10 protein-coding genes, 1 tRNA gene and 1 pseudogene are annotated in these 10,287 nt (G+C 71.9%); 1 reads left to right on the top strand and 11 read right to left on the bottom strand.

Annotation, left to right across the window (positions count from 1 at the left end; all coding sequences use genetic code 11):
• The 6 genes and pseudogenes from KJS59_RS24550 to cmk form a co-directional block, all read right to left on the bottom strand.
• Positions 1-467: pseudogene (locus KJS59_RS24550) on the bottom strand (IS1380 family transposase); the annotation flags it as partial.
• A 78-nt stretch (positions 468-545) separates the two neighbouring features.
• A complete protein-coding gene (locus KJS59_RS24545) occupies positions 546-1,046 on the bottom strand; it encodes a hypothetical protein (RefSeq protein WP_213455322.1) in 501 nt (166 codons plus the stop codon).
• Between the two features lie 536 nt (positions 1,047-1,582).
• Positions 1,583-2,761, bottom strand: a complete 1,179-nt coding sequence (locus tag KJS59_RS24540) for a tyrosine-type recombinase/integrase (RefSeq protein ID WP_249714831.1) — start codon at positions 2,759-2,761, stop codon at positions 1,583-1,585.
• A 157-nt stretch (positions 2,762-2,918) separates the two neighbouring features.
• Positions 2,919-2,995: transfer RNA gene (locus tag KJS59_RS24535), tRNA-Pro, on the bottom strand.
• 62 nt (positions 2,996-3,057) lie between these two features.
• On the bottom strand, positions 3,058-4,452 hold the full coding sequence (der, locus tag KJS59_RS24530; protein ID WP_213455321.1) for a ribosome biogenesis GTPase Der: 1,395 nt from the start codon (positions 4,450-4,452) through the stop codon (positions 3,058-3,060).
• Positions 4,449-5,120: a (d)CMP kinase gene (cmk, locus tag KJS59_RS24525; RefSeq protein ID WP_213455329.1), complete on the bottom strand. Its 672-nt coding sequence runs from the start codon at positions 5,118-5,120 to the stop codon at positions 4,449-4,451. The genes der and cmk overlap by 4 nt, the downstream gene beginning before the upstream one ends.
• A gap of 108 nt (positions 5,121-5,228) precedes the next feature.
• Here cmk and KJS59_RS24520 point away from each other — a divergent pair, with 108 nt between their 5' ends.
• Positions 5,229-6,266 (top strand): DMT family transporter, encoded by a 1,038-nt coding sequence (locus KJS59_RS24520; RefSeq protein ID WP_213455320.1) that lies wholly within the window; start codon positions 5,229-5,231, stop codon positions 6,264-6,266.
• On the opposite strand, the gene KJS59_RS24515 is transcribed toward KJS59_RS24520, so the two are convergent.
• From KJS59_RS24515 to KJS59_RS24495, 5 genes are read right to left on the bottom strand one after another with little or no spacing between them, the layout of a single operon-like run.
• Complete coding sequence (locus tag KJS59_RS24515) at positions 6,226-6,633, bottom strand: NUDIX hydrolase (RefSeq protein WP_249714830.1); 408 nt, start codon at positions 6,631-6,633, stop codon at positions 6,226-6,228. The two genes, KJS59_RS24520 and KJS59_RS24515, sit on opposite strands and share 41 nt — an antisense overlap.
• A 4-nt stretch (positions 6,634-6,637) precedes the next feature.
• Positions 6,638-7,396 carry a pseudouridine synthase gene (locus tag KJS59_RS24510; protein ID WP_376771256.1) on the bottom strand — a complete coding sequence of 253 codons (759 nt, stop codon included), beginning with the start codon at positions 7,394-7,396 and terminating at the stop codon, positions 6,638-6,640.
• Entirely contained in the window at positions 7,365-8,363 is a 999-nt protein-coding gene (gene scpB, locus KJS59_RS24505; protein WP_213455318.1) for an SMC-Scp complex subunit ScpB, read from the bottom strand. Before scpB ends, KJS59_RS24510 begins: the two co-directional genes overlap by 32 nt.
• The gene (locus KJS59_RS24500) at positions 8,360-9,238 is read right to left on the bottom strand and encodes a segregation and condensation protein A (protein ID WP_376771255.1); all 879 of its coding nucleotides are present in this window, start codon (positions 9,236-9,238) and stop codon (positions 8,360-8,362) included. Before KJS59_RS24500 ends, scpB begins: the two co-directional genes overlap by 4 nt.
• A gap of 26 nt (positions 9,239-9,264) precedes the next feature.
• Positions 9,265-10,194, bottom strand: a complete 930-nt coding sequence (locus tag KJS59_RS24495) for a ParA family protein (protein ID WP_213455327.1) — start codon at positions 10,192-10,194, stop codon at positions 9,265-9,267.
• Between the last annotated feature and the right edge of the window lie 93 nt (positions 10,195-10,287).

The following is a 10,287-nucleotide window of genomic DNA, read 5'->3' as shown; positions in this document are numbered from 1 at the left end:
AAGGTGGCGTCCAGATCGATGACCACCCACCCGGAAAGGAGCTTGCCCGCCACCGTCAGCCACGGAAACCCGACCGGTCGACCGGCGAGCAGGTCCCAGACCCGGGCCCGGACCTTCGCGCGGGCCTTGGCGATGCGGCGCAGCCCGGCCTCGTCCAGACCGGCCAGGGCCCGGCGGACGGTGGCCTCCGACTGCGGGTCAGCGAACACGAGCGCCTGATACGCGAGTAGGCCGATATCGGACATGCTCGTCGCGCCCAGCACGACCGCGACCGCCAGGCAGACCAGGACAGTGCCCCGATCCCACCACCCCGGCCCCTTCCCGCGGGGCAGCACCCTGTTCAACCCACCGGTCAGACCGGTCCGGTCCGCGCACCGCCGCAGCAGCACCGCACCCGCGTGACCAACCAAACCCTTCCCACCCGAGGCCACGACCAGCCGCTGATCCCAACCGCTACTCTTGCTCACCGGAAAGGTGCACCCGCTTCTGCTGCGGACATGATCTAGGCAATCACATCCTTGCAGGTCAGGTGCACCTTTCCTTCATCACCCTCGATCAACCAATTCCCCTCTGAACAGGGGAGGCTGGTACTGCCGCTTCTTCAGCTTGCTCCCGTTGTCATCACCCGCGACGACGGCGACAAGCTTCACTTGCTCGGTGTACCAGGACAGTACCGGCTCCGACGCCAACTCGGCCGCAGCCGCTCGTCCCGCCTCGGTCAGGAAGAACTGGCTCCGCGCTGTCTTCCTCAGCCCACCCAGCCGCCGCACCAACGCCAACTCGTACGCGCTGAGCACTGAGAACGCGTCGTCGATCGCCTCGTAAGCGCCGTGATGCCAGCGCGGCATCGGGTACCAGTGCAGGTCTGGCTCCGGGCTGTCGAGCAGATGCTCAACCACCCTGAGGTAATGCTTCGGCAGGTCGCCGCCCTCCACCTTCGTGAGAAGCTCGCCAGCCAGATAGTCCGGATTGCGCAACCAGAAGTCCAGCGCTTGTAACCGCAGCTCTGCCCGGATGACCACGACGCACTCTTCCGGGTCTTCCATCCTCACAGGCTCGCCGCATTGGCTCAGGAGCCGGATGGCGTGCTGCATCACGCTTGCCTCGGGGCGAACCCCTCGGTCATCGCCTCCAGATGGCGTCATGGCTACCTCCGTACCCATCGCATCACCCAGCGTGTCCAGCCTACCGACGCTCACACTGCGCCCAACAGAGCCAAGTGGACATCAAGGTATGTAAGCTATCGACGGGCTTTGGCCTCAAGGGGCTCGCCCAAAGCTGCGTCAGCAACACTCCACCGAGACAGACGGGGCCCTTCGCGACGGATAGCCACATGCGTCCGCCCATCCCGCGAATCGCGCACCGGGCGTGGGTAATGCAGTTCCCTGGGCCGTAACCTTTCCGTGGCGTCGCATTGAGTCGTTCGGGAGACGGGCAGCTGTCGGGACATCTTCGGGTGATCAGGACGTGCCGCCCAGACCGTCGTCCCGGCGCTCGCAGACGGCAGATTCCCGCGGGACAAACACCAGTCCGACTCGCCGCGGCCGCCGCCCGAATCAGCGGCGGCCACGGCGATCGGGGGTTATGCCCTCTTCCGCATACGGCGGCGGACGACTGCCAGCCGCCGGGTGGGGTGCGACGTGGCGGTGGCCCGACGATTGTCCGCCGGCGGCCGTTCGGAGGGGCCGAAGATGGCGGTCTCCATCAGCTCGGCGGCCTTGCGGGCGCTCAGGTCCAGCACGTGCGTGTACACCTCGTCGGTCGTACGTCGGCTGGCGTGGCCGAGTCGGTCCTTCATGACGTGCTGCGGCACCCCGGCGTCCGCGCCGGTGGTCGCCGAGGTGTGCCGGGCATCGTGCAGGGCGATCACCGGCACCCGGGCGGCCCGGCAGCACCGTTCCCACTCTTGGGTCAGGTACCGGGGGTAGTACGGGCGGCCGTCCTCCCGGCAGAACACGTAGCCACCGTCCTCGTACAGGTCCGCGGCCGTCTCCTTCTCCACCTCCTGACGGCGCTGGTGAGCCTTCAGCACGGTCACCGCGGTCGGTCCGATCGCGACGGTGCGCTTGCTCTTGCCCTTGGGCGCCTTCTCGATGGCACCCTCGCTGGAAGTGGCCGTGCGCTGCCAGTGCACCCGCAGCAGGCCCGCGTCCAGGTCGACGCGCTCCCACTTCAGGCCGAGCAGCTCACCGCGACGCATCCCGGCGACGATGGCCAGCACCCACGCCGCGTACAGCCGGTGGCCAGTGTGGTGAGCCAGGAACCGGGCCGCCTGTTCCGCGGTCCACACGCCCTTACGCCCGGCGGTCTCCCGGTCCTCCTTACGCGGCTCCCGCACCCCGTCCACCACGATGTGCAGATCCTTCAACGCCTTCATAAGCACCCGATGCACAGTGCGCACCGTGGTCCGGGACAGCGGGCCACCGTGCTTGCCGCCCCGGGTCAGCAGCGTCTTGTAGAAGTCGTGGATGGCCCGCTTGGACAACGCGTAGACCTGCCGGGACCCCAGGTGCGGGACGATGTAGCAGCGCACGATGTCCCGGTAGTTGCCCAACGTGGTCTGCTGCACGTCCAACTCCCGCTCACCGAGCCAGGCCTCCAGCTCGGCGGCGAGGCTGCCGTCCGCCGCGAGATCGGCGCGGGCGTACGCCTTGCGGGCCTCGGTCTCCGCCGCCTGCGCGGCGTCCTGGGACACGAAGCCCTTGCGGTTCATCTGCCGGCGCCGCCCGTCGGCGGCCGAGGGCAGGTCGATGGTGAACATCCAACGGGTCTGGCCGCGGGAAAGCTAGTAGCTGTAGATAGCCACGGGCCGATCTCCTCCGCTAACGGGGCGAGGACACGACCGACTCTGCGCGATCTCCGTTAGCGGAACCGTTAGCGGAGACCAGGCAAGATCTTGAATCTTGCCTGGTCAACCCTGGTCGGGACGGCCGGATTTGAACCGACGACCCCTTGACCCCCAGTCAAGTGCGCTACCAAACTGCGCCACGTCCCGTTGCCGCCCGGGTCTACTTGCCCGGGCAGCCGCTATAGCCTAGCGCACGTGTGCGTCCGTGCCTAAGACCCCCCGTGCGCCTTGCCGCGTCCGCCGGGTCCCTGGCGTTTGCGGGGGCGGACCGCCACCTCGACCGGGCTGCCTTCGAAGCCGAACTCTTCGCGGAGTTTGCGTTCGATGAACCGCTGGTACCCGGCGTCGATCGGCCCGGTGGTGAACAGGACGAAGCGTGGCGGTGCGATTCCCGCCTGGGTGGCGAACAGCACCCGGGGTGCCCGTCCGCCGCGTACGGGGTGTGGGGTGGCTTGGACGAGCGCGGTCAGCCACTGGTTCAGCCGACCGGTGGGTACCCGCTGCTCCCAGCCTTCCAGTGCTTTGCGGAGGGCGGGGGCGAGCCGGTCGACGGCGCGGCCGGTCTTGGCGGAGATGTTCACGCGGATGGCCCAGGGCAGGCGGCGCAGGTCCCGGTCGATCTCCTTCTCCAGGTAGTACCGGCGGTCGGCGTCGACCAGGTCCCACTTGTTGAAGGCGATGACCAGGGCGCGGCCGGCCTCGACGACCATGGTGAGGATGCGCTGGTCCTGTTCGCTGATGGGTTCGCTGGCGTCGAGCAGGACCACGGCGACTTCGGCGGCGTCGATGGCGCCGGCGGTGCGCAGGCTGGCGTAGTACTCGGTGCCGCTGGCCTGGCCGGAGCGCTTGCGCAGCCCGGCGGTGTCGACGAGCTGCCAGGTTTCGCCGCCGAGCCGGACCAGGCTGTCCACCGGGTCGACGGTGGTGCCGGCGACGGGGTCGACGACCGAGCGTTCCTCGCCGGCGATGCGGTTGAGCAGGCTCGATTTGCCCACGTTCGGGCGCCCGACGAGGGCGACCCGGCGGGGGCCGCGGGGGGCGCCCTCGGTCACGGGTGGGACGTCGGGCAGCGCGTCGAGGATGGCGTCGAGCAGGTCGCCGGAGCCGCGGCCGTGCAGGGCGGAGACCGGGTGGGGTTCGCCGAGGCCGAGGGACCACAGGCTGGTGGCCTCGATCTCCAGGGCGGCGTTGTCGACCTTGTTGGCGACCAGGATGACGGGCTTGCCGCCGCGGCGGAGCATGCGCACGGCGGCCTCGTCGACGTCGGTGGCGCCGACGGTGGCGTCGACGACGAACAGGACGGCGTCGGCGGTCTGCACGGCGGCCTCGGCCTGGGCGGCGATGGCGGCGGCCCGGTCGCGGGCGTCGGGTTCCCAGCCGCCGGTGTCGACGACGGTGAACTGGCGGCCGGACCATTGGGCGTCGTAGGCGACGCGGTCCCGGGTGACGCCGGGTACGTCCTCGACCACCGCCTGGCGGCGGCCGATGATCCGGTTCACCAGGGTGGACTTGCCCACGTTCGGCCGGCCGACGACGGCCACCACGGGCAGTACGGCGGCGGGGGCGTCGTCGGTCGGCGGCGCCTCGGGGTCTACCCAGGTCATGCCACGCCCCTGGCGACCAGCATCTCCCGCAGGCGGGCGACCACCTCGTCGATGCCCAGTTCGGTGCTGTCCAGCACCACCGCGTCCTCGGCCTGCTGGAGCGGGTCGGCGGCGCGGGTGGAGTCGAGGCGGTCGCGGCGGGCCAGGTCGACGGCGGTGGCGTCGAGGTCGGCGGCGAGTTCGGCGCTGCGGCGGCGGGCCCGCTCGGCGGCGGAGGCGGTCAGGTACACCTTGAGGTCGGCGTCCGGGGCGACCACGGTGCCGATGTCGCGCCCCTCCACCACCACCCGGACCGACCGCTCGATCAGCTCGCGCTGGCGGGCCACGAGCAGGTTGCGGACCGCGGGGACGGCGGCGACCGCGGACACGGCGGCGGTAACCTCCGGGCCTCTGATCTCCGCGTCGACGTTCACGCCGTTGGCGCGGATGTGCGGGTCGCCGGGGTCGGTGCCGGTCTCCAGGTCGGTCTCCTCGGCCACTTTGGCGACCGCGTCGGCGTCACCGGGCTCCACGCCGGCCTGCAGAACGGCCCAGGTCACCGCGCGGTACATCGCGCCGGTGTCGAGGTAGCCGGCCGAGAGGGCGGCGGCGAGCCGGCGTGAGACGGTGGATTTGCCGGACCCCGACGGACCGTCGACGGCCACCACGCAGCGAACCCCCACGACCATTCCTCCTCGCCCCACGACCAGTCTGTACCCCATCATGCCCGCTCCCACCGGCACCCCCAGGACCCAGTCCCCCCACCACGCCCGCCCCCGCTCGTGTTATCAATCACCATGCCGATCGCCGGACCCATTCTGGTCATGCTCACGGGCGTCCTCTGGGGCACCACGGGCACGTCGCTGGCGCTCAGCGCGCATTCCGGCTCGGCCCTGGGCTTCGGTGCGGCCCGGTCCACGCTGGCCGGCGTCGTCCTGTTGGCGCTGGCCCTGTGGCGGCCGGGCCCGGCGGCGTTCGTTCGGGCCTGGCGGTCGCGGCCGCAGCGCGTCGCGCTCCTGCTGGGCGCCGTCTTCATGGCGGTTTACCAGCTCAGCTTCTTCGTCGCGACCACGCACACCGGCGTCGTCGTGGGGACGCTGACCGCGATCGGCTCGGCGCCGCTGATCGCCGGGCTCATCGGCATCGTGACCGGTACCCGCCCCACCCGGTCGTGGGCGCTCGCCACGGCGGTGGGCCTGGCCGGCCTCGCCCTGCTCATCGGCGGGGGCGGCGGCGCGGGTGATGGCGCGCGGGTGAACCTGCTCGGGGTGCTCGCGGGGGTCGCGGCGGGCGCGGGGTACGCGGCGTACGCCGTGTGCAGCCGGCGCGTGCTGGACGCGGGGACGCCGCCGCAGGTGGTGCTCGCGGTGTTCTTCGCCGGCGCGGCGCTGATCGTGGCGCCGCTGGCCCTGCCCGAGGCGGTGCGCTGGGTGGCGGACCCGGCCGGCGCGCTCACGGTCGGCTACGTGGGGCTGGTGGCCACGGTGCTGCCGTACCTGATGTGGATCCGCGGCATGGCGACCACGGCGCCGGCGCTGGCCACGACGCTGAACCTGACCGAGCCGCTGACGGCGACGGTGCTGGGCGCGCTGGTCCTGCATGAGGCGTTCACGGCCCCGGTCGCGATCGGCGCCGCCCTCATCGCCGTCGGCCTCCTGGTCGCCCTCCGGGCCGCCCCGACCGAAACCGCCGCCCCAAGCAACGCAACCGCCCCAACCGGAGCCGCGGAACCCGCCGCCGGAACCGGCACGCCCGCGGCCGGGCAGGGCGCCGCGGGCGGCGAACGGCACGGGGTCAGCGGAGCGAGTCCTGGTCCTTCAGGTGGTCGAAGATGAGCTTGTCGACGGCGGAGACGCGGTCCCGGTCCGCGTACCGCAGCCAGGCGACCTCCTCGATCTCGCTGGCCGCGCGGAGCTGGCCCACGTAGTCCGCGGAGTAGCAGGTCATGCGCACCACGGTGCCCGGCGCGTGGCCGTGCGCCTCGGCCTCGAAGACGCCCACCGCGGCCGCCGTCCCCGGCACGATGGTCACGGTCAGTTCCTCGCGCACCTCGCGGACCAGGGTCTCCAGGTCGCTCTCCCCCGGTTCACGCTTGCCACCGGGCAGGTAGTACACGTCCTTGCCGTACGAGCGGGTGCTGAGGACGGCGCCGCCCTCGACCCGGATCCAGGCAACCTTGTCGATCCACGGTGCCGCCGTCACGGCCTCACCCGCCGACGACCTTGAACAGGGCGGCGATCTCCGCGTTGGTGAGCCGCCGGGTGCGGCCCGGCTTGAGGTCGCCGAGCCGGATCGGGCCGATCGCGGTGCGGATCAGCCGGTTCACCGGGTGGTCGACGGCCTCCAGGAGGCGCCGCACGATGTGCTTGCGCCCCTCGTGGATGACCACCTCGATCAGCGCGCGCCGCCCGTGCGCGTCGATGACGCGGAAGTCGTCGACCCGGGCCGGGCCGTCCTCGAGTTCCACGCCCGCGCGCAGCGCCCGACCCACCGTGCGGGGTATCGGGCCGGGCACCTCGCAGCGGTACGTCTTGGCGACCCCGTACGACGGGTGGGTCAGCCGGTGGGCCAGCCCGCCGTCGTTGGTCATCAGCAGCAGCCCCTCGCTGTCGGCGTCCAGCCGGCCGACGTGGTACACCCGCTCGTCGACGTTGACCAGGTAGTCGGCGAGGGCGGAGCGGCCCTTCTCGTCCGCCATCGTGGAGACCACGCCGCGCGGCTTGTTCATCGCCAGGTACACCAGGCGGGTGTCGGTGATCAGCCGCTCGCCGTCCACATGGATCTCGGCGGTGCCCGGGTCGACCTTGTCCCCGAGGCGGGCCACCCGCCCGTCGACCCGCACCCGGCCGGCCGCGATCAACTCCTCGCACGCCCGCCGGGAGCCGATGCCGTTGGCGGCGAGCACCTTCTGGAGCCGCTCGACCACGGCACTGTCAGCGTTGGGCATCGGCGACCTCGTCCACATCGTCGGGCAGGAACGGCGCCAGCGGCGGCAACTGGTCGACCGAATCCAGGCCCAGTTTTTCCAGGAACAGGATGGTGGTGCGGTACAGGTAGGCGCCGGACTCCGGCTCGGTGCCGCACTCCTCGATGAGGCCGCGCGAGACCAGCGTACGCACCACCCCGTCGCAGTTGACGCCGCGGATGGCCGAGATCCGGGAGCGGGTGACGGGCTGCTTGTAGGCGACCACGGCGAGCGTTTCCAGCGCCGCCTGGGTCAGCCGCACCGACTGCCCGTCCAGCACGAACCGCTGCACGTAGGCGGCGTACTCGGGCCGGGTGTAGAGCCGCCAGCCGCCGGCGGCGCGCCGCAGGTCGAAGCCGCGGCCGCCGGCCGTGTACTGCTCCGCCAGCGCCGTGAGGGCCTCGTCGACGCGCCCGGTGGGCTGCTCCAGCACCTGCGCCAGCATGATCACGCTCACCGGCTCGTCCACCACGAGCAGGATGGCTTCCAGGGCGCCGCGCAGCTCGCCGTCGTCGATCAGCGCCAGCGCCGCCGCCGGTTCCGCCGCTTCGGGGGTACCCGCGCCGTCCGCCCCCGCCGTGGTCGGTGCCGCCGCCCCGACCTCCGCCGCGGGTTCGGGCACCTCGCCCGCCACCGGCTCCGCCGGCTGCTCCACCGCCGTGGCGTGACCGGCGGCGGACGCCGGCAGCGGCTCGGGCACCGCCTCCGACTCGGGCTTCCGCTGGGCGGGCGCCGGCTGCGGCACCGGTTCGGAGCGCACCGACGCCTCCGACCGCGGCTCGCGCTCCGGCTGGGGTTCGGGTTCGGGCGCGGGCTCGGGTTCGGGGGCCGGCTCGGGTTCGGGGGCCGGCTCGGGTTCGGGGGCCGGCTCGGGTTCGGGGGCCGGCTCGGGTTCGGGGGCCGGCTCGCGGGCCCACGGCGGCACCCAGGCCGCCGCCTGTTCGGCGAGCGAACGCTCCTCGGTCACGGCTTTTCCTCTTCCTCGGCCGGTGCGGGCGTGCCGGCGTACTCGTCCACGTCAAGCTCGGCGGCGGCGCCGTCGCCGCCCGTCCAGCGCACGGTCAACTCGCCGAGCGCCTGCGTCTGGTCGAAGCCGACCAGCCCCTCCCGGTACAGCTCGAGCAGTGCCAGGAACCGGGCCACCACCTCCAGGGTGCTCTGGCAGTCGGCGACCAGCATCCGGAACGTGGCCGTCCGGGCGCGCATCAACAGGTCCCTCATGATCGCGGCGTGTTCGCGGACGCTGACCCGCACCATGTGCACGTGCGCGATCGACACCGCGGGGGTGGGTCGCGGGGTCATCGCCTTGACCGCGAGGGCGGCCAGCCGCTCCGGCCCGATGCCGAGCACCAGGTCCGGCAGCGCCTGCGCGTACCGGGGCTCCAGGCTGACCGCGCGGGCCCACCGCTGGGCGCCGCTCGCCTCCAGCCGGGCCAGGTGCGCGGCGGCCTCCTTGAACGCCCGGTACTGCAACAGCCGGGCGAACAGCAGGTCCCGCGCCTCCAGCAGGGCCAGGTCGTCCTCGTCCTCGACCGCGGCGGTGGGCAGCAGCCGGGCCGCCTTGAGGTCCAGCAGGGTGGCGGCGATGAGCAGGAACTCGCTGGTCTCGTCCAGGTCCCAGGCGTCGCCCATGCCGCGGATGTGCGCGATGAAGTCGTCGGTGACCCGGTGCAGGGCGACCTCGGTGACGTCCAGCTTGTGCTTGCCGATCAATTGGAGCAGCAGGTCGAACGGGCCGGTGAAGTTGTGCAGCCGGACCGTGAACCTGCCATCCGGCACCGGTTCGTTGATAACGCCGGGGTCCCGCTCGGGCAGGCCCGGCTCGACGGCGGGGGCGTCCACCGCCTGACCGTAACTCACCGTGCCGGCTACTCCCGGTCGGCCTGGGCGGCGATGACCTCGCGGGCCAACTGTCGGTAGTTGCGGGCGCCGGACGAGGCCGGATCGAGCGTGGTGATCGGCGCGCCGGCGACGGTCGACTCGGGGAACTTCACGGTCTTGGTGATGACGGTCTGGTACACCTTGTCGCCGAACGCCTCGACGACCCGCTGGAGCACCTGGCGGCAGTGCGTGGTGCGGCTGTCGTACATGGTGGCGAGGATGCCCTCGAGCTCCAGGTCGAAGTTGAGCCGCTCGCGGACCTTGTCGATGGTGTCCAGCAGCAGCGCCACGCCGCGCAGGCTGAAGAACTCGCACTCCAGCGGGATCAGCACGCCGTTGGCCACGGTCAGCGCGTTGATCGCGAGCAGGCCCAGGGAGGGCTGGCAGTCGATGAGGATGTAGTCGTAGTCGCGCCGAACGGTGCGCAGCACCCGGGCCAGCGCCATCTCCCGCGCCACCTCGGTGACGAGCTGGATCTCGGCGGCGGACAGGTCGATGTTGGCGGGCAGCAGGTGCAGCCCGGCCACGTCCGTCTTGATCATGACGTCCTCGACGGTGACGTCGTCCTGCATCAGCAGGTTGTAGACGGACAGGTCGAGGTTGTGCGGGTTCACGCCGAGACCGACCGAGAGCGCACCCTGCGGGTCGAAGTCCACCAGCAGCACCCGGCGGCCGTACTCGGCCAGCGCGGCGCCCAGGTTGATGGTGGTGGTGGTCTTGCCGACGCCGCCCTTCTGGTTCGCCATCGCGATGATCCGGGCGGGGCCGTGCCGGTCGGTGGGCATCGGCTCGGGGATCGGCCGCCGCATGGTGTACGCGGTCGGGTCGGCGGGTCCGAGTTCGGCGCCGAGGTCCATGGTGGACTGCTCGGCGCGCAGAGCCGAGGTCCACGCCTCGGCCCGGTCGTTGCCTGCCATGTCCGTCACGCCCTTCCCCGACGGTGGCTCCGGTGCACCCGACACCCCGACGGCCACTCGTCGCGGGCGTCGACCGGCCCGTAGCGCGACCGC

The sequence above is a fragment of the Rhizomonospora bruguierae genome (genome assembly GCF_018397995.1).
Classification (GTDB): domain Bacteria; phylum Actinomycetota; class Actinomycetes; order Mycobacteriales; family Micromonosporaceae; genus Rhizomonospora; species Rhizomonospora bruguierae.
This window is presented reverse-complemented; position numbering and strand designations above follow the sequence as displayed.